This window comes from Pseudomonas sp. AC532, from assembly GCF_979258965.1.
The window spans coordinates 2,863,351-2,887,612 of the sequence record NZ_OZ409888.1 but is presented as its reverse complement, the minus strand read 5'-3'; the positions used below and the strand labels follow the sequence as shown (position 1 = coordinate 2,887,612).

24 protein-coding genes are annotated in these 24,262 nt (G+C 64.5%); 10 read left to right on the top strand and 14 right to left on the bottom strand.

The annotated features are described in order from the left end of the window. Position 1 precedes the first annotated feature (1 nt). The 5 genes from ACZ0AV_RS13620 to ACZ0AV_RS13600 are packed head-to-tail and all read right to left on the bottom strand — an operon-like array spanning position 2 to position 6,050. Positions 2-1,189, bottom strand: a complete 1,188-nt coding sequence (locus tag ACZ0AV_RS13620; protein WP_499151521.1) for a PAAR-like domain-containing protein — start codon at positions 1,187-1,189, stop codon at positions 2-4. After that, positions 1,189-2,226, bottom strand: coding sequence for a hypothetical protein (locus tag ACZ0AV_RS13615; protein ID WP_499151520.1), 1,038 nt, complete (start codon positions 2,224-2,226; stop codon positions 1,189-1,191). The genes ACZ0AV_RS13620 and ACZ0AV_RS13615 overlap by 1 nt, the downstream gene beginning before the upstream one ends. Beyond that, positions 2,223-3,335 (bottom strand): DUF2169 family type VI secretion system accessory protein, encoded by a 1,113-nt coding sequence (locus ACZ0AV_RS13610; protein ID WP_499151519.1) that lies wholly within the window; start codon positions 3,333-3,335, stop codon positions 2,223-2,225. The genes ACZ0AV_RS13615 and ACZ0AV_RS13610 overlap by 4 nt, the downstream gene beginning before the upstream one ends. 10 nt (positions 3,336-3,345) lie before the next feature. Then, the gene (locus ACZ0AV_RS13605; RefSeq protein WP_499151518.1) at positions 3,346-3,798 is read right to left on the bottom strand and encodes a DUF6484 domain-containing protein; all 453 of its coding nucleotides are present in this window, start codon (positions 3,796-3,798) and stop codon (positions 3,346-3,348) included. Between the two features lie 26 nt (positions 3,799-3,824). Beyond that, on the bottom strand, positions 3,825-6,050 hold the full coding sequence (locus tag ACZ0AV_RS13600; protein WP_499151517.1) for a type VI secretion system Vgr family protein: 2,226 nt from the start codon (positions 6,048-6,050) through the stop codon (positions 3,825-3,827). A 277-nt stretch (positions 6,051-6,327) separates the two neighbouring features. On the opposite strand from ACZ0AV_RS13600, the gene ACZ0AV_RS13595 reads away from it, so the two are divergent. Beyond that, positions 6,328-6,987 carry an HD domain-containing protein gene (locus ACZ0AV_RS13595; protein ID WP_499151516.1) on the top strand — a complete coding sequence of 220 codons (660 nt, stop codon included), beginning with the start codon at positions 6,328-6,330 and terminating at the stop codon, positions 6,985-6,987. 8 nt (positions 6,988-6,995) lie between these two features. Continuing rightward, positions 6,996-8,162: an N-methyl-L-tryptophan oxidase gene (gene solA / locus ACZ0AV_RS13590; protein WP_499151515.1), complete on the top strand. Its 1,167-nt coding sequence runs from the start codon at positions 6,996-6,998 to the stop codon at positions 8,160-8,162. 261 nt (positions 8,163-8,423) lie between these two features. Here solA and ACZ0AV_RS13585 read toward each other — a convergent pair whose 3' ends face one another. From ACZ0AV_RS13585 to ACZ0AV_RS13565, 5 genes are all read right to left on the bottom strand, one after another. Further along, complete coding sequence (locus ACZ0AV_RS13585; protein WP_499151514.1) at positions 8,424-8,921, bottom strand: GNAT family N-acetyltransferase; 498 nt, start codon at positions 8,919-8,921, stop codon at positions 8,424-8,426. Between the two features lie 19 nt (positions 8,922-8,940). Then, positions 8,941-9,402: an RES family NAD+ phosphorylase gene (locus ACZ0AV_RS13580; protein WP_499151513.1), complete on the bottom strand. Its 462-nt coding sequence runs from the start codon at positions 9,400-9,402 to the stop codon at positions 8,941-8,943. Next, positions 9,402-9,872 (bottom strand): Xre family toxin-antitoxin system antitoxin, encoded by a 471-nt coding sequence (locus ACZ0AV_RS13575; RefSeq protein ID WP_499151512.1) that lies wholly within the window; start codon positions 9,870-9,872, stop codon positions 9,402-9,404. Before ACZ0AV_RS13575 ends, ACZ0AV_RS13580 begins: the two co-directional genes overlap by 1 nt. A 130-nt stretch (positions 9,873-10,002) precedes the next feature. Beyond that, positions 10,003-10,434, bottom strand: coding sequence for a hypothetical protein (locus tag ACZ0AV_RS13570; RefSeq protein WP_499151511.1), 432 nt, complete (start codon positions 10,432-10,434; stop codon positions 10,003-10,005). Next, positions 10,431-10,973 (bottom strand): gamma carbonic anhydrase family protein, encoded by a 543-nt coding sequence (locus ACZ0AV_RS13565; RefSeq protein ID WP_499151510.1) that lies wholly within the window; start codon positions 10,971-10,973, stop codon positions 10,431-10,433. The genes ACZ0AV_RS13570 and ACZ0AV_RS13565 overlap by 4 nt, the downstream gene beginning before the upstream one ends. A 99-nt stretch (positions 10,974-11,072) precedes the next feature. Between ACZ0AV_RS13565 and prlC the strand changes: the two genes are divergently transcribed. Both prlC and ACZ0AV_RS13555 read left to right on the top strand, forming a co-directional pair. Then, entirely contained in the window at positions 11,073-13,121 is a 2,049-nt protein-coding gene (prlC, locus tag ACZ0AV_RS13560) for an oligopeptidase A (RefSeq protein ID WP_499151509.1), read from the top strand. Next, positions 13,118-13,402 (top strand): YheV family putative zinc ribbon protein, encoded by a 285-nt coding sequence (locus ACZ0AV_RS13555; RefSeq protein ID WP_499151508.1) that lies wholly within the window; start codon positions 13,118-13,120, stop codon positions 13,400-13,402. Before prlC ends, ACZ0AV_RS13555 begins: the two co-directional genes overlap by 4 nt. 64 nt (positions 13,403-13,466) lie before the next feature. On the opposite strand, the gene ACZ0AV_RS13550 is transcribed toward ACZ0AV_RS13555, so the two are convergent. From ACZ0AV_RS13550 to ACZ0AV_RS13540, 3 genes are all read right to left on the bottom strand, one after another. Next, positions 13,467-14,987, bottom strand: a complete 1,521-nt coding sequence (locus tag ACZ0AV_RS13550) for a tripartite tricarboxylate transporter permease (RefSeq protein ID WP_499151507.1) — start codon at positions 14,985-14,987, stop codon at positions 13,467-13,469. Positions 14,988-14,996: 9 nt separating this feature from the next. Continuing rightward, entirely contained in the window at positions 14,997-15,524 is a 528-nt protein-coding gene (locus ACZ0AV_RS13545; RefSeq protein WP_499151506.1) for a tripartite tricarboxylate transporter TctB family protein, read from the bottom strand. A 65-nt stretch (positions 15,525-15,589) separates the two neighbouring features. Continuing rightward, the gene (locus ACZ0AV_RS13540) at positions 15,590-16,567 is read right to left on the bottom strand and encodes a tripartite tricarboxylate transporter substrate binding protein (protein ID WP_499151505.1); all 978 of its coding nucleotides are present in this window, start codon (positions 16,565-16,567) and stop codon (positions 15,590-15,592) included. Positions 16,568-17,201: 634 nt separating this feature from the next. Here ACZ0AV_RS13540 and ACZ0AV_RS13535 point away from each other — a divergent pair. From ACZ0AV_RS13535 to ACZ0AV_RS13520, 4 genes are all read left to right on the top strand, one after another. Further along, complete coding sequence (locus ACZ0AV_RS13535) at positions 17,202-18,530, top strand: MFS transporter (protein ID WP_499151504.1); 1,329 nt, start codon at positions 17,202-17,204, stop codon at positions 18,528-18,530. 48 nt (positions 18,531-18,578) lie between these two features. Then, positions 18,579-19,997, top strand: a complete 1,419-nt coding sequence (locus ACZ0AV_RS13530; protein WP_499151503.1) for an FAD-binding oxidoreductase — start codon at positions 18,579-18,581, stop codon at positions 19,995-19,997. A 72-nt stretch (positions 19,998-20,069) separates the two neighbouring features. Then, positions 20,070-21,140, top strand: coding sequence for a hypothetical protein (locus tag ACZ0AV_RS13525; protein ID WP_499151502.1), 1,071 nt, complete (start codon positions 20,070-20,072; stop codon positions 21,138-21,140). A 19-nt stretch (positions 21,141-21,159) separates the two neighbouring features. Then, the gene (locus tag ACZ0AV_RS13520; protein WP_499151501.1) at positions 21,160-21,939 is read left to right on the top strand and encodes a DUF1835 domain-containing protein; all 780 of its coding nucleotides are present in this window, start codon (positions 21,160-21,162) and stop codon (positions 21,937-21,939) included. Position 21,940: 1 nt separating this feature from the next. Here ACZ0AV_RS13520 and ACZ0AV_RS13515 read toward each other — a convergent pair whose 3' ends face one another. Further along, entirely contained in the window at positions 21,941-22,732 is a 792-nt protein-coding gene (locus ACZ0AV_RS13515; protein WP_499151500.1) for an AraC family transcriptional regulator, read from the bottom strand. Positions 22,733-22,832: 100 nt separating this feature from the next. On the opposite strand from ACZ0AV_RS13515, the gene ACZ0AV_RS13510 reads away from it, so the two are divergent. Together ACZ0AV_RS13510 and ACZ0AV_RS13505 are read left to right on the top strand one after the other, a co-directional pair. After that, positions 22,833-23,834, top strand: coding sequence for a bile acid:sodium symporter family protein (locus tag ACZ0AV_RS13510; protein WP_499151499.1), 1,002 nt, complete (start codon positions 22,833-22,835; stop codon positions 23,832-23,834). A 107-nt stretch (positions 23,835-23,941) separates the two neighbouring features. Further along, complete coding sequence (locus tag ACZ0AV_RS13505) at positions 23,942-24,238, top strand: DUF2388 domain-containing protein (RefSeq protein ID WP_499151498.1); 297 nt, start codon at positions 23,942-23,944, stop codon at positions 24,236-24,238. The last annotated feature ends 24 nt before the right edge of the window (positions 24,239-24,262 follow it).

Genomic DNA, 24,262 nt, shown 5'->3' with positions numbered 1-24,262 from the left:
TTTAGCGACCACGAGAGCCTTTGGCACGTGCCGCCTGTATGTGCTTGCTACGATTCGCAACTGCGGTGTTAGCTGCCTTTTGAGCTGCATCACCTTTGTAGCCGGTCGCAATCATTCGGCAATCCGTCTGATCATCGATGCCGCACTGGTTGTGATAGGCGTCCAGTTGCGCTTTGGTGCACTCGGGGTCGCAGCCCGACTCGGGAAAGGTCTTGCCTACTGCGTCCACGCCGAAGCCTTTGGCTTGGCCATAGGTAACGCTGACCAAGCGAGCCGAACTGTCGTCTTCGAAGGTGATTCGCTTTGACTGAGCGCCGCTATTGAGTGCTGCGTTGCTCTGATAGGTATGCATCAGTCCGTGTGTGCCGTGGTACTGGTTGCAGCCTTCCACACAGATGCAGGGAGCCTTGTCGCCGTTGTAAGGGCTCGTTCCCTTGATGGCCTTGGATTCCTTGCCACCGCGGCCTTTGTTGAAAAAAGAACCTGCTTCAACCAGGTGGTGGCCTGTTTGCCCAGGGCAGCAGCCGGCTTGTCCTGCGGTTGGTTTGTAGGGGGTGAGCTGGCACCGCCTGGCGCTTAGGCATTTGTCTGCGCCAACTTTGTCAGCGTAAGCGTCTGCCGCCGTACTGGTCTCTGGTTTGCCATCGGGAGGGCAGGGGCTAGGGCCATCTGGCTTGTGAGGTGAAAAGTCCTTGCAGGCATCTTTCTCTTTCTTGATGTCTTCCTTGCACGGCCCCTCGCCCTTGCTTACCGCCATCTGATCCAGATACGGCCAGGTCGGTGTATTCCCCGGCATCGACCCATGGTTATGGGTCGTCAAATCCATATGCCGCACCACGTTCTTGCCTTCGAACTTGACGTCCATCGACCAGGAGGTGAAGTACACCTTGCCTTTGATCTTGCCCGTGATGATGCCTTTCTTCGGGGCGCGGCCGGGTTCGTCGCCGTAGCTGGTCTTGTAGTAGCTCTTGTTCTTGAGCATCACCTCCTTGCGGGTGATGCGGATGGTGCGCGTGCCCTTGGTGGTGTCCTTGGACAGGCCGGTATTGGGGTACGGGATCGGAATACCCAGTGGCATCGGCGGCGTCTGCGGCGGGGTGAAGCAGACGTCGGGAAAGGCCGCGATGGATTTTCCACTGGCCGACTTGCAGGAGATTTCCCGGTTGTTGGCATAGACCTCGTTGGCCATCAGGCGGCTCCTACCCGTTGGTAACGCAGCAACGCCACGGCGCGCTCGCCGGCATCGTTGCCCAGTTGATAGACGATGTTCGCGCCCAGGTTGTAACCCTTGCGCGATGCGGCCAATGCCACCGCCAGCATGGCCGGGCCGATGGCCGCGCCGCATTCGCCGATGCAGTCGGCGGGGTGCCAGATGTCGAACTCTTCCTTGACCACGCGCAGCGTGCGGCTCAGCGCCAGGGCCGCTTCCTTGAAGTAGTACTGCTCGCCGGAGTTGTCGGTCAGCCGGTAGTCCATCTGCTCCATACGGCAGTTGCCGTCCTTGAGCGCCGCCTGGGTGGCCTGCACCAGGCCGTTGGCGCGCAGCGGGATATCGTCGGCTTCCACGCTGGCCTTTTCGACGCCAAAGCCCAGCCCGAAGCAGATCAGTTGCTCGGCGTCCTGCCGCACGGGCGCGCCGACCACCACCGCCGCTGCGCCTTCGCCGGGAATGAAACCATTGGAATGGCGGCTGGTGAGCAGCCGCTGGCGTTGCTCGAAGGCGGACAGGGTGGCGGCGTTGAGAAACGAGTCGACCCCGGCGATCAGCACGTGGCGGTGGCCGCCTTTGTGGATCAGCCGGCGTGCATTGAGCAGTGCCACGCCGGCGCTGACCCGGCCTCGCGGGATCAGCGTGGAGGCGCCATGAAACTGCACGCCCAGCTCACGCTCGATATCGCGCAGCAGGCCGTTGTCCAGGCCGTCGCTACGGCCCGGGCGATCCAGTTCGGCGACGCCGAGCAGCAGTGGCGTGGCGGCGCAATCGATCCCCGGAACGCCGGCCAGGCTTTCGGCGATGGCCCGGGCGGCCATTTTCACCAGCTTGGTGCGGCCGCGCCACGGCTCTTCCAGCGGTACGCTGGCGGCGACCTGCCACTCGCCGCCAGCGTCGATGAAACGGGTTTCCTGGAAATTGTCGAGGGCGCAGCGGATCGCCGCGCAACTGGCCGGCGCGCTCAGACCCACAGCACTGACCATGCCGCTGGAGAGGATGCTGAGGGCACTCATGACAGGTCATCCTCGGTCGAGCGGCTGCGGCTCAGCGTGGCCAGCGACGGATAGTAGTCCTTGCCCAGTTCGCGGGCGCGCCACCAGCCCCGGGACTTCTCGCCCACCAGCACCTGAGCGATCTCGAACAGGCTGCGCTTGAGTGGCCGGCGCGTGCGCCAGGTGATTTCCACCCGGTTGGCATCGGTGTCGACCAGCAGGGTGTCGATGACCGCCTGCGCCGTTTCATGGCCACCGGTGCTGAGGAAATAGGTTACCGGCATGCGCACGCTGGGCACCCGGAAACCGGCGCGTTCGGTGGGCAGCAGGCCGAGCAGGAATACGTCTTCGCCGCCCTTGAGGTAATCGGTCTGCTGATCGGCCGGGGCGGCCTGGAAATAGCGCTCGTCGAAGTCCCGGGGCAGGAAGGGAAACTGCTCGTCCTGCCAGGCCTGGTCGTAAGTGCCGGCGAAGCCGACGCGCGCCTGCCAGTGCTTGCCCAGCGGGCCGAGGGCCATGGGTTCGAAGTCGCCATGGGGCGCATCCACCGGCTGGCCAAGTTTTTCGGTGTTGGGCATCGGCATGCCGACCACGCTGGCGCCGCTCAGGCTGCGTGGGTACCAGCCCTGGCCGGCCGGGTTGCGCAGGTTGCACTGCAACTGCTCGGGGTTGCCTGGCGCCGGGTGGCTGCCGCCGAAGGCGCTGGCGTAGGAAATGTCCTGGCGCACGAAGGGCTGTGGCGCGCCGGCGCTGGTGCCCAGGGCGCCGGGCTGCCAGTGCCGCGGGCCGTACACGCTGAATGCCTTGCTGACCCGGCCGACACGGATGCCCACGGTCAGCTGGCTGACCGGCCGGCCGCCTGGTGCGTGGGCGCTGCCGCTGACCAGCACGTCGCAGTAAGGCTTGAACGGCGCGAAGTCGAACTCGCGCAGTGGCGCCGAGAGTGCCGGATCGCCGGCGAAGGTGTCGCTCATCAGCAGCGGCTGCTGCTCGTCGAGCAGGCGCGCCACGCTACCGTCCACCGGCAGGTCGAAGGTGCCCTTGACGATGACCACCAGGTATTCACGGCCATCGGCGTCCAGGCCCTGGTTGTAGGCGGCGACCATGCGCGTGGCGTTGAGCAGTTCCATGGGCGGCTTCTTAGTTGATCTGCACCGAACCGCCCTTGATGCGGTTCACGCCGCTGGAGCGGCTCGACAGGTAGGCGCCCTTGATCAGCACCTTGCCCTCGCGGGTCAGGGTGATGCTGGCCTTGCCGCAGCGCAGCACGATCTCGCGCTCGGCGCTGAACTCCAGGCGTTCGCCGTCGATATGTGCCACGGCCGCTGGCGTGGTCACCGGTGCCTGCGGCAGGCGCTGGATGCGGCCGATCACCAGCGGCTGGGACGGCTCGCCGCCGACGAACATCAGTGCCACCTGGGCACCGATGTCCTCGCGGCTGAGCGCGGCGGTGGTGGTCGCAGCGATACCGGTTTCCGACGGGCAGCCGGGGAACGCCACCACCGGGCTGCAGGCCTGCGGCACATCGAGCAGTACGCCGATGACCACGCCGTCCAGGCGAGTGGCGGCGGGAGTGTGGTGCTGGACAGTCATGGGGAGCTCCTGGCGGTGATCGCTGCCTAGTTCTGCAGGATTTTCTGGCCTTTCATCACGATGTTCTTGGCGGCCTTGACGTTGATCGCCCCGGAGCCGTCGATGCTGATGTTCTTGCCACGAATGACGATGGTGCCGTCCTTCTTCATGACGATGCTGGCGGCGCCGGTCTGCAGGGTGATCGAGTCACCAGCCTTGAGCACGAAATTCTTGCCGACATGCAGATTGTCATCCTTGAGGACACGGCTATTGCGCTCGCCGCGTACATAGTGCGATTCGTTGCCGCCGGCCATGGTCGCCAGGTCCGCTCCGATGAGCACGTACTCGTTGGCGGTAATCAGCGCGGTGCGGTCGGCACCGATGGTGGTGCGCTCGCTGTTGCCAACGCTCTCGGTACGGTTGGCACCGATGCTGATGGTCTCGTTGCTGCCGACGCTTTCGGTGCGGTTGGCGCCGATGCTGATGGTCTCGTTGCTGCCCACCGTTTCACTGCGATTGGCGCCGATGGCGATGGTCTCGTTGCTGCCGACCTTCTCGCTGCGGTTCACGCCAATGGTGATGGTTTCGTTGTTGCCGACCTTTTCGCTACGGTCGACGCCGATGGTGATGGTCTCGTTGTTGTCCACCGTTTCGGTGCGGTCGTGTTTGACGTGCACCGTCTCGTCGTTGTCGATGGTCTTGCTGCGGTCGTGGCCGACCCAGTGGGTCTCGTCGTTCTCGACCTCGATGTCCTGGTTCTTCTCGGCATGGATGAACAGCTGCTCTTCGCCTTTCTTGTCTTCCATGCGGATTTCATTGAAGTTGGCCGGCGTACCGCCCTTGCTCGAACGGCTCTTGGTGCCGCTCTGGGTGGCATTGGCGGGCAGGTCGTAGGGCACGGTCTGTTCGGCGTTGTAGACGCGGCCGGTGATGATCGGCCGGTCGGGGTCGCCTTCCAGAAAGCTGACGATGACTTCCTGGCCGATGCGCGGGATCTGGATCGAGCCCCAGTTCTTGCCGGCCCAGTTCTGCGACACGCGGATCCAGCAGGAGCTGTTTTCGTTGGACTGGTCGTGGCGATCCCAGTAGAAATGCACCTTCACCCGGCCGAACTGATCGGTCCAGATTTCCTCGCCCTTGGGGCCGACCACCATGGCGGTCTGCGGGCCCTGGACGATCGGCTGCACGGTCAGCGGCAACGGGCGGAACACCTGGCTGGCGTCGATGCAGGTCAGGCTGCTGTCGAACTGGAAGCTTTCGCTGCCGCGGCCGCTCTCGTACAGGTCCTGGGTGATGGTGTATTCGCTGTCGACGATCAGGTACTCGCGGTTCTGGTCGTCGCGCGGGTAGTCGGTGAGGCTGAACAGGTGGCCGCTGCCCAGGCCACGGGCGTTGCCCTTGAGGCGAATCTGCTCGTGCTGCGCCTGGATGGCCTCGATGCGATTGCGCGCGTACTGCTCACCGTCCTTGCTCTGCACGTATTCGCCCGGGTAGTCATACAACGGGTAGTCGGCATTGCTGTGCTCGCGGGCGATGCTGGAGCGCACTTCGAGGCGCGCGCTGGGCCGCTGGAAGTCGTAGTCGTTGAGCGCCAGGGAGCCGGGCTGCACCTCGTGCGCCAGGTGCCAGTCATGAATGTGGTCGCGCTCGCGCATCTGGTCGTCGAGCGGGTAGAACGGCACGCGTGCATAACCAGGTGCCGTGCTGTGCGCACCGTAGGCGTCGCAGAGTACCAGCACGTGGCGTTCCTGCTCGTGGCGGAAGTAGTAGTAGATGCCTTCCTGTTCCATCAGCCGGCTGACGAAGTCGAAGCTGGTTTCACGGTACTGCACGCAATAGTCCCACTCGCGGTAGGAGCGGGTCAGGGCGTCTTCGAAGTCGGAAAAGCCGAGGTCGCGGAACACTTGTTTGATGATGTCCGGCACCGTCTTGCTCTGGAAAATCCGGCAGTCGGAGGTTCGTGACAGCAGCCACAGCCAGGGCTTGAGGGTCACCTGGTAACTGGCGAACTGGCCACGGTGGGCGGTCTGGCTGCAACGCGCGACGATGCCGTGGAAGTAGCGGTCGCTGCCGTCGGCCAGTTGTACGGCCAGGCCCATGGGCTTGCCGAGCAGGCCGTTGAGCTTCAGCGAGGAATTCTCCGATGCCAGGCTCAGCTCGTAATGGAACAGGCGGCCCAGGGATTCGCTGCCGGCCAGGCGCTCCATCACCAGCGCGTTGTCGCCGAGCGGGCTGCTGACCTTGGCCATGCGCGACTGTTGTGTGATTGCCATGTGCGTATCCCTGCGATGCCATCCTGTGCCGAAGATAACCGGGAACGCGGTTACCTGCTGAGACGCCGTTCGGAAACTGCGCTCAAGCGGGCTCGTCTGCTGAAATCCCCGGCGTGCCGGGGCGTGGCCTGCTGCCAGGCTGCTCGGTGAAGCTGCCAAAGGTGGCGTATGCAGCATGGCGTTGTCCAGTAATGGCACCGCGCCATACCTGGTGCCCCTGCTTGCGAGCGCGGGCGCCTGGCTCTAAGGTGCGGATTTCGCACATGGCGCCTGTTCGATGACGTTCGACCGTTTTGCCCCTTTCGCCGAGCTTGCCGGCAAATTGCTCTCTCACTGCGCGCCGGCAGAGGACGATGGTGCCCACGACCTGTCACACCTGCTGCGCGTGTGGAGCAACGTTCGGCGGCTGCAGCGCGAGGAGGGCGGCGACCTCGAGCTGCTGCTCGCCGCTGTGCTGCTGCATGACTGCGTGGCGGTGGAAAAGGATTCGCCGTTGCGCGCCAGCGCCTCGCGTCTGTCCGCTGCTCGTGCCGGCGAGTTGCTCGCCAGTCTCGGTTGGCCGGCCGAGCGCATCGCCGCCACCTGCCATTCCATCGAGGCCCACAGCTTTTCCGCCGCCATCACGCCGACCAGCCTGGAGGCGCGCATCCTGCAGGATGCCGACCGCCTCGATGCCATTGGCTTGATCGGCGTGGCGCGCTGTTTCCATGTTTCCGGGCGCATGGGCAGCGCGCTGTACGACGCCGAGGACATCGATGCCCGGCAGCGCCCGCTGGATGACCAGCGTTTCGCCCTGGACCATTTCCAGACCAAGTTGCTGGGCCTGGCGTCTGGCTTTCAGACAGCGGCTGGCGCGCGCCTGGCCCAGCAGCGACACGCGCGGATGGCGAGCTTCCTCGACGCCTTCCGCGAAGAAACCCAGCCTTTCGAGCAGTAGACAATCCCATGCACTACGACGTCATCGTGATCGGCCTGGGCGCCATGGGCGCCGCCTCCCTGTATCAACTGGCCAGGCGCGGTGTGCGCGTGGCCGGCCTGGACCGTTACGCCCCGCCTCACGACCAGGGCTCCAGCCATGGCGATACACGCATCACCCGCCAGGCGGTGGGCGAGGGCGCGGCCTATGTGCCGCTGGCGCTCAACTCCCAACGCATCTGGCGTGAGCTGGAAGGGCAGAGTGGCGAGGCGCTGTTCGAGGCCTGCGGCATGCTGATGCTCAGCAGCAGCCCGGTGCCGACCCGGGGCCACGGCACGGCGGATTTCGGCGGCGAAACGGCGGTGCTGGCCGAGCGTTTCGGCATCGAGCATAGCCTGCTGGATGCCCAGGGTATTCGCGCGCGTTTCCCGCAGTTCGGCGGGTTTGGCGACGATGCCACCGCCTATTACGAGCCGGGCGCCGGGTACGTGCGGCCCGAGCGGGCCATCGCGGTGCAGCTGAAACTGGCCGAGCAGCTGGGCGCCAGCATACGGATGAACACACCGGTCAGCGCCGTCGAGCCGCACGGCGAGGGCATCCGTGTGCGCACGGAGAACGGCACGCTGACCGCCGACAAGGCCATCGTCTGTGCGGGCATGTGGACGGGCAAGCTGTCGGGGCCGTCTGTCGACGGCCTGCTCAAGGTCTGTCGCCAGCAACTGGTGTGGTTCGAACTGGACGAACCCGAGCGCTTCGCCGCCGGCTCGCCGGTGTACATTCTGCTGCATGGCGCGGCGGACACCGACAGTTGTTATGGCTTTCCGCCGTTGCCGGGCGAGAACGCCATCAAGATCGCCACCGAGCAGTACCTCGAGGGCTGCGACCCCGATGCCGTCGACCGCAGCGTCAGCCAGGCGGATGCCGACGCCCTGTACGACACCCATGTGGCCGGTCGCCTGCTGGGGGTGTCCCGGCGGGTGCTGAAGTCCAAGGTGTGCACCTATACCCTCACGCCGGACTTCAACTTCATCATCGATGCCCATCCACGGATGGCCAACGTGACCCTGGTGTCAGCCTGCTCGGGGCACGGCTTCAAGCATTCCGCCGGTATCGGCGAAGCCTTGGCCATGCACCATTGCAACGAACCCGGCGCCGTCGACCTGTCAGCGTTCTCGCTGGCGCGTTTCAGGTCGTAGCCTGCAATCAAGCTCTCAGGGGCTACCGACGAATAGACGGCAGCAAGGCAAAAACAGCCGTTCGGTGATTCATTGTGGGAACGGGCCATGCCCGTGATTATTCGCAGGCACGGCCCGCTCCCACAGTCGTAGGGTGGGCGACGCCTCACCTACGCGGCCCCATCCGTCCACCGCTCTGCGATCGCGATGGTGGATGAAAAGAGCGTCATCCACCCTACGGCTGCTCTCGCCACTTTGTGGCCATCGCAGGCAATCTTTCGGCTAAAGATCATTGTCATTCAGCCAGCGGTACATCACATGGCAATCCACCAGGCCGAGGGTGCGGTGGCGATAGGCCTTCGGCAGGGTGCCGACGATGGTGAAACCGTGCTTTTGCCAGAGCGCCACGGCCACCGTGTTGCTGGCCACCACGGAGTTGAACTGCATGGCCTGAAAGCCCAGTTCGCGGGCGGTCTGCAGCGAGTGCTGGCACAGCGCGCCCGCCACGCCCTTGCCACGCGCCGCGGGCGAGGTCATGTAGCCGCAGTTGCACACGTGGTCGCCGGGCCCTGCGGCGTTGGCCTTGATGTAGTAGGTGCCGAGGATCTGCCCGTCTTCTTCGGCCACGAAAGTAGCGCGGGGCAGTTCGACCCAGGTTTTCCAGGCTGTTTCACGGTCCATGGCCGGGTCATAGGCGTAGGTTTCCTGGCCCTGGACGACATCGCGGATGATCGGCCAGACCTGATCGAAGTCATTGGCGGTAATGGGGCGGATATTCACGTGGCTTCCTGTGGCTGGGTCACGCCTTGAACATGCGTGGGTCGTAGGTGAAATCGTAGGTGTCGACGACGCGGATGCGGCTCGCGGCCGGGTGCAGCGGGTTGACCACCAGGTTGCGCTCCAGGGGCAGCACCGCGGATGGCACGATCAGCCCGAGGTGGCTGACCGCGCGCAGCCAGGCGCTGCCAAAATCCATGCTCGGGCGATCCACCGGCAGGGTATTCCAGCCTGTTGGCAACGCGCGCGCGTCTGGCTCCCAGTAAAGCTCGGGGTCGTCCGGCAGTTCGAAGCAGGTGATCTTCATCGGCATCGCCGGTGGGCCTTCGGCGTGCACGAAGGTTTCCAGGCAGCAGATGCCGGGGCTCAGGCCCATGTACACGGCGACCATGTCCTGCTCGTTCCAGCGCCCGCCTTCGATGGCGGCGCCGCGCCCGGACAGATCGGTCGCGCGCTTGGCCTTGGCAACACGCCAGGCGCGCATCAGGCAACGCCACCCCAGTCGAGAGCATTGAGCACCCGGCGTACCTGCTTGGCGCCGATTTCCGTCTCGCAGAGCATCACGGGCGCCTGCCCGCCGAGCGAGCGATTGGCGCGCGACATCCAGTCGGCGGCCGCCTGGCGACTTTCGAACACCTCTTCGGCCAATTGGCAGACCATGGCGATGCGGTCCAGGCGCTCCGAGGCGACCGGATCGAGTACCTTGCGCTCGCGGCGGCGGCGTTCGAGGGTCGAGATCGAGGCATTGAGGAGAATTTCCAGGCTGCGCTCAGGCAGGGTGAAGGTCGCCTTGAGCGCCTGCACCAGCTCGGCGGCGAAACCGTCACGGATCTGCTGCAGGCGCTCGGCTTCACTGAGCTGTTCCCGCCCGGCACTGAAATCCCAGAAGGCGGCGACCACGGACGAGTGGTCGTCCTTGCCCTGCCTGGCCTGACGCATTGCACTAACGGTCATGCTGCCTCCTTCATTTGAATTGAAATAAACGTCAAATGAAGGTTACTCCCTTCTGCTCGTCCTTGCACGCCCGCCTGCCGGGTGGCGGCGTGCTGTTGCCTGAGGTTGGGCGGCGGGCGTGCCATTCGATCTATTCAGGCCATGTGCAGGTGTTGTACTCATCCAGTACCGCCGGGTTTTCCTCGAAGTGGAAGGTCTTGCCGGTGCGCTGGTTCATGTACTGAAAGTCGAACACCACGGCGCCCTGATGGTGAAAGCTGTAGCGACCGCCTATACGCTCCTCGTCTGTGAGCACTTCCAGCCAGGTGCTGAGGTATTCCCACGGGCGACCCTCGACCTCGTCGACCACCTCGCTGCTTTTGAACACGATCGGCAGGCTGTCTGCCTGGCCGGCATACAGCACCGTGCCGGCGCGGCTCCACTCGCCTTGCTCCGTGGTGAACAGGGTCAGGCTCAAGCGGATCGGTTTGCTGGCGCCGGTCGATCGCAGGCAGCGCACATCGTCTGCCCAGGCCGGCGCGCACGCGGCAGCCAGTAGCGCAAGTGCCAGCCGGCGTCTCATTGGCCGTAGCCTTCGGCAATGTGCTGATCCTTGAGCTTCACGTAGTTGCCGGCGGTGTAGCTGAAGAAGTTGCGCTCCTTGTCGGTCAGCGGTCGTGCCTGCTTCACCGGGCTGCCAACGTACAGGTAACCGCTTTCCAGCACCTTGCCGGGCGGCACCAGGCTGCCAGCGCCGATGATCACCTCGTCCTCGACCACGGCGCCGTCCATGACCGTGCTGCCCATGCCGACGAGAATGCGGCTGCCCAGGGTGCAGCCATGCAGCATCACCTTGTGGCCGATGGTCACCTCGTTGCCGATGATCAGCGGAAAACCGTCGGGGTTGAACGGTCCGGCATGGGTGATGTGCAGCACGCTGCCGTCCTGCACGCTGGTGCGTTTGCCGATACGGATGCGGTGCATGTCGCCGCGGACCACGGTCAGCGGCCACACCGAACTGTCCTCGCCGATTTCCACGTCGCCGATGACCACCGCCGAGGCGTCGACGAATACCCGGTCGCCAAGCTGCGGGGTGATGGATTGGTAAGTACGAATCGCCACGATAGAACCTCTTAAGCTGCGTCGGGGGTTGATTGTAATTAAGATGACCGCCATATCAGTTGTCAGTCTTTCTAATTCATTCCACCACAGGTACCCGACGTGAGTGCGAACAATCCCCTGTTGCAAGATTTCGACCTGCCGCCCTATTCGACCATCCTGCCCAAGCACGTAGAGCCGGCGGTGGATGCCATCCTCGCCCAGAGCCGCACGGTGGTCGCCGATGTGTTGGCCAGCCAGGGCGACACGCCGCGCTGGGGAACGTTGATCGATGCGCTCGACGAGCAGGGCGCCAAGCTGGGCCGCGCCTGGAGCCCGGTCAGCCACCTCAACGCCGTGCGCAACAACCCCGAGCTGCGCGCCGCCTATGAGGCCTGTCTGCCCAAGCTGTCGGAATACTGGACGGAAATGGGCCAGAACCGCGCCCTGTTCCAGGCCTACGAGGCGCTGGCCGCCAGCCCGGAAGCAGCCGGTTTCGACGTGGCGCAAAAGACCATTCTCGAGCAGGCATTGCGGGATTTCCGCTTGTCCGGTATCGACCTGCCGCCCGAGCAGCAGAAGCGCTACGGCGAAATCCAGATGAAGCTGTCCGAGCTGGGCAGCCGCTTCTCCAACCAGTTGCTGGACGCCACCCAGGCGTGGAGCAAGCACGTCGAGGACGAAACCCTGCTGGCCGGCATCACCGAATCCGCCAAGGCGCAGATGAAGCAGGCGGCCGAGGCCAAGGACCTGCAGGGCTGGCTGATCACCCTGGAATTCCCCAGCTATTACGCGGTAATGACCTACGCCGACAACCGCGCCCTGCGCGAAGAGCTGTACGCGGCCTACTGCACCCGTGCCTCGGACCAGGGTCCGAATGCCGGGCAGCACGACAACAGCCCGGTGATGGGCGAAATTCTCGAGTTGCGTCAGGAACTCGCCCGCCTGCTCGGCTTCGCCAACTATTCCGAGATGAGCCTGGCCAGCAAGATGGCCGAGTCCACCGAGCAGGTGTTGAGCTTCCTGCGTGACCTGGCGGTGCGCAGCAAGCCGTTCGCCGACCAGGACCTGACCGAGCTGCGCGCTTTCGCCGCCGAGCAGGGCTGCAACGACCTGCAAAGCTGGGACGTGGGCTACTACAGCGAGAAGCTGCGCGAGCAGCGCTACAGCATTTCCCAGGAAATCCTGCGTGCCTACTTCCCGATCGACAAGGTGCTGGGCGGCCTGTTCGCCATCGTCGAGAAGCTCTATGGCATCCAGATCAGGGAATTGTCCGGTTTCGACACCTGGCACCCGGATGTGCGGCTGTTCGAGATCGAGGAAAACGGCCAGCACGTGGGCCGCTTCTTCTTCGACCTCTACGCCCGCGCCAACAAGCGCGGCGGTGCGTGGATGGACGGCGCCCGCGACAAGCGCCGCGCCGCCAGCGGCGAGCTGGTCAGCCCGGTCGCCAACCTGGTGTGCAACTTCACGCCGGCGTCGGCCGGCAAGCCGGCGCTGCTGACCCATGATGAAGTCACCACCCTGTTCCACGAATTCGGCCACGGCCTGCACCACCTGCTGACCCGCGTCGAGCACGTTGGCGTGTCCGGCATCAATGGCGTGGCCTGGGACGCCGTCGAGCTGCCGAGCCAGTTCATGGAAAACTGGTGCTGGGAGCCCGAGGGCCTGGCGCTGATCTCCGGCCACTTTGAGACCGGCGAGCCGCTGCCCCAGGACCTGCTCGACAAGATGCTCGCCGCCAAGAACTTCCAGTCCGGCCTGATGATGGTGCGCCAGCTGGAGTTCTCGCTGTTCGACTTCGAACTGCATGCCACCCATGGCGACGGCCGCAGCGTGCTGGAGGTGCTCGAGGGCATCCGCGACGAGGTGTCGGTGCTGCGTCCGCCAGCCTACAACCGCTTTCCCAACAGCTTCGCGCACATCTTCGCCGGCGGTTATGCGGCCGGGTACTACAGCTACAAGTGGGCCGAAGTGTTGTCTGCCGATGCCTTCTCGAAGTTCGAGGAAGAGGGTGTGCTCAACCCGCAGACCGGTCGCGCCTTCCGCGAGGCGATCCTGGCGCGCGGCGGTTCTCAGGCGCCGATGGTGCTGTTCGTCGACTTCCGCGGCCGCGAGCCGAGCATCGACGCGCTGCTGCGCCATCTCGGCCTGAGTGCGGAGGCGGCATGAGCGACGAACCGGTGATTACGCCCAAGCGCTTTATCGCCGGTGCCGTGTGCCCGGCGTGCAGCGAAATGGACAGCATCAAGATGTGGAACGTCGATGGCGTGCCGCACCGTGAGTGCGTGCAGTGCGGCTATGCCGACACCCTGGACGAGCGCGGCAACTCGGTGGCCAAGGAGCTGCCGACCCGCGTCAACGTCAGCGCGTTGAAGCCCAAGGCGGCGGACCCCAAGGTCAAGGCCGTGCAATTCTTCCCCAATCCAAAGTTGAAGAAGAGCGACGACTGACGGGATCACTGTAAAAAAAACGCCGCTCCAACTGGAGCGGCGTTTTTGTTTACCGGCGGCGCGATCAGGTACGCAGAATCTCGTTGATCGCGCTCTGTTTCGGACGCATTGCGCTGTACACCTGCCACAGGATGAACACCAGAGCGATGCCCAGGAAGCTGCCAGCGATGGGGTTGGTGAAGAAGTCCATGAAGTTGCCGTCCGACAACATCAGGCCGCGGCGCAGGTTGGTCTCTGCCATCGGCCCGAGGATAAAGCCGATGATGAACGGCGCCGCAGGCATCCCCGCCTTGACGAAGCCATAGCCGAGCACACCGAACAGCAGGATCGACCAGACGTCGAACAGGCGGCTGGACAGACCGAAGGCACCCACCACGCAGAGCACCAGGATGATCGGCAACAGAATGTGCTTGGGCACGTCGAGCAGCTTGACGAACAGGCGCAGGCCATAGAACTCCATGAACAGCATCATGAAGGTCGCCACGATCAGGGCGGCGAAGATGGTGTACACCAGCGGGCCCTGGCTGATGAACAGCAGCGGGCCGGGCTGGATGCCGTGGATCAGGAAGCCGCCGAGCATGATCGCGGTGACGGTGTCGCCGGGAATGCCCAGGGTCATCAGCGGCATCATGGCGCCACCGATACCGGCGTTGTTGGCGGTTTCACTGGCGACCACGCCGCCGATGTTGCCCTTGCCATAGGTATCGCCGTCCTTAGCGCGTTTCTTGGCGATGATGTACGCCACCAGGTTCGAGGTGCCGGCGCCAATGCCGGGCAGAATGCCGATACCCAGACCGATCAGGCCGGAACGTGTGGCGTTGGGCAGTTGTTCGCGGAACTCCTTGAGCGAGAAGCCGAAGCCCTTGATGTTCTTCATGCTGACCGATTTGGCCTTGCCCTGCACCGCGTGGCGGCCGGTTTCGGCAAGCTTGATGATCTCGGCGACGGCGAACATGCCGATCATCACCGTGAGCATCGAGAACCCGCCATTCAGCTCGCTGACACCGAAGGTGAAGCGGCGGATGGCTTCCACCGGTGCGATGCCGACGGTGGATACCGCAAAGCCCAGCGCGCCGGCGAACAGCCCCTTGGCCATCGAGCCTGCGGACAGGGTGGCGATCAGGGTCAGCGAGAAAATGGCGATGGCGAAGTATTCATGCGGACCGAAGCTCAACGCCACCTTGGCCAGCTGTGGGGCGATGAACATCAGTGCGGCGATGCTGAACAGCGTACCCAGAAAGGAGAACACGATGCCGATGCCCAGCGCCTTGGCGCCGTGCCCCTGCTCCATCAGCGGGCCGCCATCGAATACCGTGGCGATGGATGACGGGGTTCCGGGGATCTTCAGCAGAATCGCTGAAATCAGCCCTCCCGAGGTAGCGCCAATGAACAGCGCTACCAGCAATGACAGGCCGGCTTGCGGGCCCATGGTAAAGGTCAGCGGCAGGCACAGCGCCACCGCCATGGTGGCGGACAGGCCTGGCACTGCACCGAACACGATACCGACCGCCACACCTATGGCCATCAACAGCATGATGTTCAGTGAAAAGACCGCACCGAAGCCTTGCTGGAGTAATTCGAGCATGGTCGATCCTCAGATGAAATTGTTCAGCAGGCCAGCGGGCAGCATCAGATCGAAGGCCTCGCGGAACAGCAGGAAGATGACAGCCGAGCTGATCACCGAGATCAGCAGGTAGGTCAGGTGTTTGGGTTTCTGGCTGACCGGCGTCAATACCAGGAACTGCACGTACAGGTAGATCACCGTCATGATCGGGAAGCCGACGGTGCCGAGCAGCGCGACATAGCCCAGCATCAGGCCCAGGGTCAGCAGCACGGTTCTTGGCTCGACGACGTCCTTCTGGGCTTGCTCGGCGGGCAGTTCCGGCAGCTCGGTAGATTCGTGGCTGGCTGCGGCGGCAGGGAGCTGCGGTTTTTGCGTCAGCGTGGTGATCAGCTGTACGGCGCCCAGCAGGAGCATCAGGCCGGACAGCAATACCGGAACGGTGCCGGCGTCAACGCCACCATGCCCGGGCAACTGGTAGGCCATCAGCAGGTAGGCGAGGCTGGCGCCGATCATGACCATGCCGATGATCAGGTCTTTCTTTTTTGCGGTGGAGCTCATGGGGAAACCTCGAAGGACGAATACACGGTGCCGGCCCGCTCATCGGGACGGCACCGTGTGATGACTCACTTGGCCTGGCGCAGCTGATCCTTGAACTGCATGAAGTCTTCGCGGGTTTTGGCGAGAATCTGTTTGGCCTCTTCGGTGCCGTAGTAGGCGACTGGTTGCTTGAATTTCTTCAGGTCTTCAGCGTAGGCCGGCTTCTCGGTGATCTGCTTCATGATGTCGGCCATTTTCTTGACGATGGCCGGGTCGGTGCCTTTCGGAAAGGCGACCACGTAGGGCTTGTCCATGGTGATTTCCATGCCTTGCTCCTTGAGCGTCGGCACGTCACCCAGCAGGGTGTTGCGTTCGGCGTTGGGCTGACCGAGCGCGACCATCTGGCCGCCGTTCACGTAGTCCTGCACCGAGCCGTAGGTGATGGCGCCCAGATCCAGACGACCGCCGAGCATGCCCACCACGCGGTCGGATACCGTGCCGCCGTCGACCATCTTCAGCTTGGTGCCGGTGAGTTTTTCCAGCATCAGGCCCTGGATGTGCGAGAAGCTGCCCATCTCGGTGCCATAGGTGACGCTGCCCGGGTTAGCCTTGGACTTCTCGACCAGGTCTTTCATGCTGGTGATGCCGGACTGCTTGGACGCCACGAACACGGTGCTCTTGTCCACGCCCGCGATGCAGGAGATGTCGAACGTTTCGTAGCTGTCGTCAGAGAGGCCCGCGACCTCGTTGACGATCATCTGGCCCGGGTGGGTGAAGAGGATGGTGTTGCCATCGGCCGCCGCGCCCTTGACCTGCTCTGCAGCCAGGGTGCCGCCGCCGCCCGCGACGTTGGTCACGACCATGGTCTTGCCGGTGATCTCGTTGAAATACTTGGCCATCATGCGGGCGTTGAAGTCAGTGTCGCCGCCTGGGTTGGCGATCACCACGACCTGGACCGGGCGGGTTGGCCATTTGACGTCGTCGGCAAAAACGGCAGTGTGCGAGCTAAGAGCCCCCATGCCGACCATGGCAGAGAGGAGAGAGGCGCGGAATGTTTTTTTCATTGGAATGCTCCGGGTTGGGATGAAGGCTGCCTGATGCGATCAAAGCGGCCAAGGTTGCGGATGCGCGGATGCCGCGCGCAGGCGGCGAAGGCGAAATGAGGGATGAATAGAGGTGGAGCACAGCGGAGGTCGAGGCTGTGGGCTGAGACCCCGGGCGCGGAAATCGGGCGCGTGGTGTCTTCGGGCAGGCAACATCATGAGCATGACCTGAGCCTCTATTGTTATTGGAATGTCATAAGTTGTCGTATGACTTGGCGAATTAGTAGCAAGCCGGCTTTACGGTGTCAATGAGGGAGCACCAAATGGCCACATCAGCATGTTTCAAATATGAGGTGAGATGAGGCGGGGAACCCCAAAAACCTCATGCCAGAGGCGCTGGAAGCCTGCTGCGGCTATTATTTTTAATCGTCGTACGATAACGTATGTCTAGGTGGGCGAGAAGCTCAGCTGCCGCTCGCCGGCCATCAAAATAATAAGGAATACACCCATGGCTCTCCGGTCTCTGCTCGATCCGTCCCGTTCGCTGCACATTGATCACACCTCGTGAATAGCGTCGCAACGCTGGCTGCATCCCCTGACTCGGTCGCGATGCCGCATGGCGCGCCGCGTCTCGCCATGCGGGCCTGCTGAGCGGATGGCTGCCTTCCAGCACGGCCGCGTGCGCTACGGCATCCTGCTGATGCTGTTCATGGTCACGTCGGTGACCTTCGCCGACCGCTCCAGCCTGTCGATCGCCGGCGCTGCCATGCAGGCCGACCTCGGCATCGATGCGGTGACCCTGGGGTACATCTTCTCGGCGTTTGGCTGGGCCTACGTGATCGGGCAGATTCCCGGCGGCTGGCTGTTCGACCGATTTGGCGCCAAGCGCGTTTATGGCACCACGCTGTTGCTGTGGTCGCTGCTGACACTGCTGCAGGGCTTCATCGAGTTGCTGCCAATGTCCTGGGCGGTCGCCACGCTGTTTCTGCTGCGCCTGGCAGTGGGTTTCGCGGCGGCGCCGTGCTTTCCCGGTAACGCGCGAATCATCGCTGCGTGGTTTCCGAGCAGTGAGCGGGCCACGGCGATGGCTATCTCGGGCTCCGCCCAATATTCCGCCACCGCACTTTTCGCCCCGCTGATGGGCTGGGTGGTGTATGCCCTCGGCTGGCAGCAGGTGTTCATGGTACTGGGGGTACTGGGCCTGCTGTTCTGCCTGGCGTGGCATAAATTCATCCACAGCCCGCGCTCGCACCCGAGCATCAGCGAAGCCGAGTTCACGCACATCGAAACGGGCGGCGGGCTGATCGATCTGGAGCCCCTCGCGCCCGGCGCCGGCCAGTCGCAGTGGCGCTACCTGCGGCTGCTGCTCTGCCAGCGCACGCTGCTCGGCGTGTACATCGGGCAGTACTGCAACAACGCGATCACCTATTTCTTTCTCACCTGGTTCCCGGTGTACCTGATCCAGGCGCGGGGGATGAGCATTCTCGATGCCGGCTTCGCTGCCGCGTTGCCGGCGATCAGCGGCTTCGTCGGCAGCCTGCTGGGCGGTCTTAGTTCGGATGGCCTGCTGCGCCGCGGCTATTCGCTGACACTGGCGCGCAAGCTGCCCATCGTGCTTGGCCTGCTGCTGTCGTCCAGCATGGTGCTGTGCATCTATGCCGAATCCGATGCCGCCGTGGTCGGGCTGATGGCCCTGGCCTTCTTTGGCAAAGGCTTCGGGTCCCACGGCTGGACCCTGGTGGCGGACACTTCGCCCCGGCAGATCGTCGGGCTCTCGGGCGGGCTGTTCAACACCTTTGGCAACCTGGCCGCGATCACCACGCCGATCATGGTCGGCTACCTGGTCAGCCGCACCGGCACCTTCGATCTGGCATTGGCCTACGTCGCCCTCAATGCCCTGCTGGCAGCGCTGTGCTACCTGTTCGTGGTCGGACGCATCCAGCGCATCGTGCTCGATGAGCCGGCCAGTGCAATGCCGGGATGACTGGCGCGCCGTTACCCAACCATCGTGAAACCTGTGGAGGAGCATGCCATGAGCAACGTGACTGAATCGCTGATCAACGCACTTGAGCACGTGGTGGGTCAGGCCGGCCTGATCCAGGATGCCGAGCGCATGCAGAGCTACCTCAGTGACTGGCGCAACGCTTATCGCGGCAACGCGGCGCTGATCGTTCGTCCTGCGTCCACCGAGGAAGTGGCGGCAGTGGTCCGACTGTGCAGCGCCGCTGGCGTCGCCCTGGTGCCGCAGGGTGGCAACACCGGTTTGTGCGGCGGCTCGATTCCGGACGACTCGGGCAACCAGGTGGTGCTGTCGCTGACGCGCATGACGCAGATTCGCCAGGTCGACCCGGCCAACGAGACCATCACCGTCGAGGCGGGCGTGCTCCTGCAGCGTCTGCAAGAGGCGGCCGCCGAGGCGGGCCGGCTGTTCCCGCTGTCGCTGGGCGCCGAGGGCAGCTGCACCATAGGTGGCAACCTGGCCACCAACGCTGGCGGCACCGCCGTGCTGCGCTACGGCAACATGCGCGACCTGACCCTGGGCCTTGAAGTGGTGCTGCCCGATGGACGCATCTGGAACGGCCTGCGCGGCCTGCGCAAGGACAACACCGGCTACGACCTCAAGCACCTGTTCATCGGCTCCGAAGGCACGCTGGGCATCATCACCGCCGCCGTGCTCAAGCTCTACCCCGCGGTGCGCAGCCGCACCACCGCCTGGGTCGCACTGCCCAGCCCGCAGGCGGCTGTGGAGCTGATCGGCCGCATGCGCGCATTGTGCGGCGACCGCCTGACCGGGTTCGAGCTGATGTCGCGGCAAAGCGTGGAATTCGTGCTCAGCCATGTGGCCGGGTGCAATGACCCTTTCACCGAGGCCCACCCCTGGTACGTGCTGATCGAGCTGAGCGACACGCTGGTCGATGCACCACTGGGCGAAATGCTGGAAAACGGCCTGGGCGAAGCATTCGAACAGGGCGAGGCGCTGGACGCCGTGGTGGCCGGTAACGAAACGCAAGTCGCTGCCCTGTGGAAAATGCGCGAGGGCATTTCCGAGGCCCAGAACCACGAAGGGCCGAGCCTCAAGCACGACATCAGCGTGCCGGTCAGCAGCATCCCTGCGTTTATCGAAGCGGCCGACCAACGATTGCACGCGGCCTTTCCTGGCGTGCGCATCGTTGCGTACGGCCATGTCGGCGACGGCAACCTGCACTACAACATCAGCAAGCCGGTCGGCAGCGAGGATGCGCCGTTCAAGGCCGAGGCCGAGGCGATCATGCATGTCATCTACGACGTCACCCGCGACTTCGCCGGCAGCATCAGCGCCGAGCATGGCCTCGGCCAGGCCAAACGCGATGCGGCGCGTCACTACAAGGATCCGCTGGAACTGGAACTGATGCGCACCCTCAAGCAGGCGCTGGATCCCGCCGGGCTGATGAACCCAGGCAAGCTGCTCTGATCGTTCGTCTGGAGTTCGGGGTAGGCGTGGCGGATACTGCCCGCCTCCCGTGACCCGAGTAAGGACATTCTCGTGCGCTTGCTGCTGCCCCTGCTTGCCATCGCCCTGCCCGCCCTGGCCGATGTGCGTATCGACGACCTCACCGCCAAGCGCAGTGATTGGGAGGTTTACCGCTTCCCGCTGCTGATCGGCGACAGCCCGGCCACCGCGCGCATCAACACCTTTCTGCACACGCGTGAACTGCAGGCACTGCCGGGTCGCTTCGCCAAATCACCGTTCGAGAAGGTGCAGCCCAAAGACGGGGAAATCTGGGGTGTGAACAGCCTCGATTATCAGGTCATCGGCCAGGGGCCAGGCTATCTGTCCCTGAACATCGAGGGCGAGTACACCGGCGCCTACACCAGCCAGGGCTCACGCAGCTACAACTTCGACCTGGCCAGCGGGCGGCCCATCGGCTTGCCGCAGTTGTTCAGTTCCGAGGGGCTGCTGCGTGTGCAGGGCGAGCTGCAGAAGCAACGCGTCAGACGCCTGGAAGACTTCCTGACGGCGTTGCCGCCAGCCAAGGCCGGCGACCCCGAAAGCCTCGGCGACGAGGAGCAGTGGCTGCAAGGACAGCGCGCCATGTACACCCAGTGCTTGAGCACGCGTCGCGATGCCAGCCTTGACTACGACCGCTTGCAGCTGGGCAATGACCGCCTGACGCTGATCGCCGAGACCTGCGCCAACCATGCCAGCCGCGCGCTGGATGACCTTGGCGAGTTCGCCAACAGCTTCGGCTATCAGGCCCTGAGCGCTGATCTGAGCCCCTACGGTCGCTGCCTGCTGCTGGAAAAGCGCAGCGATTGCGCGTTGCCGACCAACAGCATGGCGCAAGGCGTGTACCGCGGCACCCTCGGGCGTTACCCGGTCACCCTGGTGATCGAGCAGCCTTATGCCGATCACAGCCTGTCCGCCAGCTATTTCTATGACAAGCACGCCACGCAGATCGAGCTGGGCGGCGAGTTCCAGCAGGATTTCGTCACCCTCCACGAGCGCGGCGAACCGCCGGCCCGCTTCGAGCTCCAATTCCAGGCCGATGGCAGCCTGACCGGCACCTGGCAGCAGGGCGACAAGCCGGCGCTGGATGTGACGCTCACCCCGTAACGCTCGACGAGGAGGATCCATGTGGCATCTGGTCTGTGGTGACAATGCCGTCGCCGGTGTAACCCATGTGGTGGGTCAGGCGGCGGCCGATGCCGGGCTGCGCGTCCTGCGTGACGATCTGGCGGTCGGCCCGCTGGGGGATGTCGATGCGCCGCCCTGTGCGGCGCGCGCAGCCTTCTGGCGCGCGGTATGGCCAACTGGCGTGACGCCGGTGCCGGATTTCGCCACGGCTCTGCCCGCCGATGCGCACTGGCTCGCCGGTCTGGCCAGGCAGGAGCGACCGGTCACGGTCTGGCACGGCGACAGTGCCAGCGAGCAACTGCTGCTGGCGCGGGTGGCCCATGCCCTCGAAGGCAGCGGCGTCGCGCTGATCGAAGTGGCTTGCGGCACCGGTAACAGCTGGGTGCAGAGCCGCCAGGCTGTAGCCATGCGCACACCGCAGGCGCTGCTCGGGCTGGCCAAGCCGCGGCCGGTCGAGGCGCAACGTCACGCCGCCCTTGCAGCGCAATGGCGCATGGCGGTGGCGGATGGCGGCCTGATTCATCGCTGGCAGGCGGGGCAATTCGAGGCCGAGGATTACCAGACCATCGACGCTGCGCTGCTGCGCCACGCCCGCACGGAGCCGCAAGCGCTGACGCGGCTGATGGCCGAGGTGATGGCACGCTGCGACGGCTTCTTCGCCACCGACACCTTTCTGTTCTGGCGTGCCCGCGAGCTCGCGGCGAGCGGGCAACTGCTGCTCGACGGCGAGCCGGGTGAGTACGGTTACTCGGGCTTGCAGGTGCGCCGCGGCAACTGATTCAGTCCCTGAAAAATTCGCCCGGCGTGGCGCCGAACTGCTGGCGGAACGCGGCGATAAAGGCCGAGGTGGAGTCGTAGCCGCAGAGCAGGGCCACATCGGTGACGCGCTGGCCGCGTTCCAGCGGCGTCAATGCACCGAGCAGGCGCAGGCGTTGCCGCCAGGCGCGAAAGGTCAGCCCGGTGTCACGCAGGAACAGGCGGCTGAGGGTTCTTTCCGACACCCCCAGGCTTGCCGCCCAGGCCGCCAGTGGGCGGTCATCGTCGGGCGTTTGCTGCAGGCGGTTGCACACCATCTGTAAGCGCGGGTCGCCTGGCAGCGGTAATGACAGGTGCACTTCTGGTGCCGTACGCAGGCGGTCCAGGAGGACCTGGGCCAGGCGCCCGTCCGGCCCCGTCTCGTCGTATTCCACCGGCAGTTCGCAAAAGCTGCGGATCAGCTCGCGAGTCAGCGCATCCACGCCCAACACGCGGCAACTGCCGCTTGGCGAGTCGGCGCAGCTGGCGTCCAGGTAAAGGCTGCGCATCTCGGTATTCGGCGAACTGAGCACCTCATGTTCGAGCCCGCCCGGAATCCAGATGGCCCGCTGCGGCGGTGCGACGAAGCTGCCGGCAGCGGTGCGCACCTGGAGTACGCCCTCAATCGCATAAGTCAGCTGCACCCAGGGATGGCTATGGCGCGGCGTGCCGGTCTGGCGGGGCAACGATTCGTTGCGTGCATACAGGGGCCGGGGCAGGCGCTCCAGCTGGGGGACGCTGCGTTCGGCAATGTTGGCGTGTCCGTTAGGCGACATGTTCTGGCTTTATGGCGTTAGTCGGCAATTGAGCTTCAGGGTAGAGTGGGCGCCTTTCTCTGGCAACCGCCTGCCTCCGTCTGCCCCGGAACCTCTGCTCATGGCCCGCTCCCGTCTGCTGCCCGACAACTTCACCCTGACGCTGATCAGCGTCGTGCTCATCGCCACCTTCCTGCCGGTCAGCGGCGAGGCGGCGGTAGCCTTCGGCTGGATCACCAACCTGGCCATCGCGCTGCTGTTCTTCCTGCACGGCGCCAAGCTGTCGCGTGAGGCCATCGTCGCGGGTGCCGGCCACTGGCGCCTGCACCTGCTGGTGTTCAGTTGCACCTTCATCCTCTTCCCGCTGCTCGGCCTGGCGCTCAAGCCGTTGCTGTCGCCGATGATCGGCACCGAGCTGTACCTGGGCATGCTCTACCTGTGCGCCCTGCCGGCCACCGTGCAATCGGCCATCGCCTTCACCTCCCTGGCGCGCGGCAACATCCCGGCGGCGATCTGCAGCGCGGCGGCCTCCAGCCTGTTCGGGATCTTCCTGACGCCGCTGCTGGTGGCGCTGCTGATGGACGTGCACGGCACCGGCGGTTCGCTGCTCGATGCCATCGGCAAGATCACCTTGCAGTTGCTGGTGCCCTTTATCCTCGGCCAGATCGCCCGCCGGTGGATCGGCGCCTGGGTCGGTCGCAACAAGGGCTGGCTGAAGTACGTGGACCAGAGTTCGATCCTGCTGGTGGTCTACACCGCCTTCAGCGCGGCGGTGGTGCAGGGCCTGTGGAACCAGGTGTCCTGGCCGACCCTGGCGGCCCTGGTGTTCGCCTGCTGCCTGCTGCTGGCGCTGGCGCTGTGCATCACCGCTTTGCTTGGCAAGTGGTGCGGCTTCAGCATGGAAGACCGCATCACCATCCTGTTCTGCGGCTCGAAAAAGAGCCTGGCCACCGGCGTACCGATGGCCCAGGTGCTGTTCGCCGGCAGCAGCATCGGCCTGATGATCCTGCCGATGATGATTTTCCACCAGATCCAGCTGATGGTTTGCGCGGTCATCGCCCAGCGCTATGCGCAGCGGGCCGAGCCCGCAGTACCGGGCGACAACAAGGTTGCCGTGAATTGACTCGCTGCAGGCTCCTCGACGCATGCCTGCTGGCAATCGCTTTGCTCGCGAGCCTGCCGGCTCACGCCTGGGTTCGGGTCACGCCGGAGCTCGATGAGGATCCGCTGATGGGCACCACATACTACGGCGTGCTGACTACCCTGGTACCGATCCTCACCACCACCAAGCCCGGTGAAGGCACCGAATTGGCCGAGGAAATGTCGAAAGAGAGCAGCAGTATCGACCAGAAGCTGAAGCTGGCTCGAGACGATGCTGCGGCCTTTGTCGGTAGTCACGGGCATATTCGTGGCGTGATGCTGGAGGCGGCGCTCGAGGTGCTGAAACAGCGCCCCGCATATGCCCATTACAGCGATCTGCAACTGGCGGAAGCGCTGCTGGTCTACCAATCGAACGGCAGCTTCTGAGTGTTTTTTCGATCTGCGCCTATC

Coding starts and splice junctions, on each gene's coding strand:
- ACZ0AV_RS13620 (WP_499151521.1), bottom strand. CDS start 1,189: ATGGCCAACGAGGTCTATGCCAACAACCGGGAAATCTCCTGCAAGTCG.
- ACZ0AV_RS13545 (WP_499151506.1), bottom strand. CDS start 15,524: ATGAGCTCCACCGCAAAAAAGAAAGACCTGATCATCGGCATGGTCATG.
- ACZ0AV_RS13535 (WP_499151504.1), top strand. CDS start 17,202: ATGGCTGCCTTCCAGCACGGCCGCGTGCGCTACGGCATCCTGCTGATG.
- ACZ0AV_RS13595 (WP_499151516.1), top strand. CDS start 6,328: ATGACGTTCGACCGTTTTGCCCCTTTCGCCGAGCTTGCCGGCAAATTG.
- ACZ0AV_RS13540 (WP_499151505.1), bottom strand. CDS start 16,567: ATGAAAAAAACATTCCGCGCCTCTCTCCTCTCTGCCATGGTCGGCATG.
- ACZ0AV_RS13600 (WP_499151517.1), bottom strand. CDS start 6,050: ATGGCAATCACACAACAGTCGCGCATGGCCAAGGTCAGCAGCCCGCTC.
- ACZ0AV_RS13530 (WP_499151503.1), top strand. CDS start 18,579: ATGAGCAACGTGACTGAATCGCTGATCAACGCACTTGAGCACGTGGTG.
- ACZ0AV_RS13570 (WP_499151511.1), bottom strand. CDS start 10,434: ATGAGACGCCGGCTGGCACTTGCGCTACTGGCTGCCGCGTGCGCGCCG.
- ACZ0AV_RS13505 (WP_499151498.1), top strand. CDS start 23,942: ATGGGCACCACATACTACGGCGTGCTGACTACCCTGGTACCGATCCTC.
- ACZ0AV_RS13550 (WP_499151507.1), bottom strand. CDS start 14,987: ATGCTCGAATTACTCCAGCAAGGCTTCGGTGCGGTCTTTTCACTGAAC.
- ACZ0AV_RS13610 (WP_499151519.1), bottom strand. CDS start 3,335: ATGGAACTGCTCAACGCCACGCGCATGGTCGCCGCCTACAACCAGGGC.
- ACZ0AV_RS13580 (WP_499151513.1), bottom strand. CDS start 9,402: ATGCGCGCCTGGCGTGTTGCCAAGGCCAAGCGCGCGACCGATCTGTCC.
- ACZ0AV_RS13555 (WP_499151508.1), top strand. CDS start 13,118: ATGAGCGACGAACCGGTGATTACGCCCAAGCGCTTTATCGCCGGTGCC.
- ACZ0AV_RS13615 (WP_499151520.1), bottom strand. CDS start 2,226: ATGAGTGCCCTCAGCATCCTCTCCAGCGGCATGGTCAGTGCTGTGGGT.
- ACZ0AV_RS13520 (WP_499151501.1), top strand. CDS start 21,160: ATGTGGCATCTGGTCTGTGGTGACAATGCCGTCGCCGGTGTAACCCAT.
- ACZ0AV_RS13510 (WP_499151499.1), top strand. CDS start 22,833: ATGGCCCGCTCCCGTCTGCTGCCCGACAACTTCACCCTGACGCTGATC.
- ACZ0AV_RS13605 (WP_499151518.1), bottom strand. CDS start 3,798: ATGACTGTCCAGCACCACACTCCCGCCGCCACTCGCCTGGACGGCGTG.
- solA (WP_499151515.1), top strand. CDS start 6,996: ATGCACTACGACGTCATCGTGATCGGCCTGGGCGCCATGGGCGCCGCC.
- ACZ0AV_RS13515 (WP_499151500.1), bottom strand. CDS start 22,732: ATGTCGCCTAACGGACACGCCAACATTGCCGAACGCAGCGTCCCCCAG.
- ACZ0AV_RS13575 (WP_499151512.1), bottom strand. CDS start 9,872: ATGACCGTTAGTGCAATGCGTCAGGCCAGGCAGGGCAAGGACGACCAC.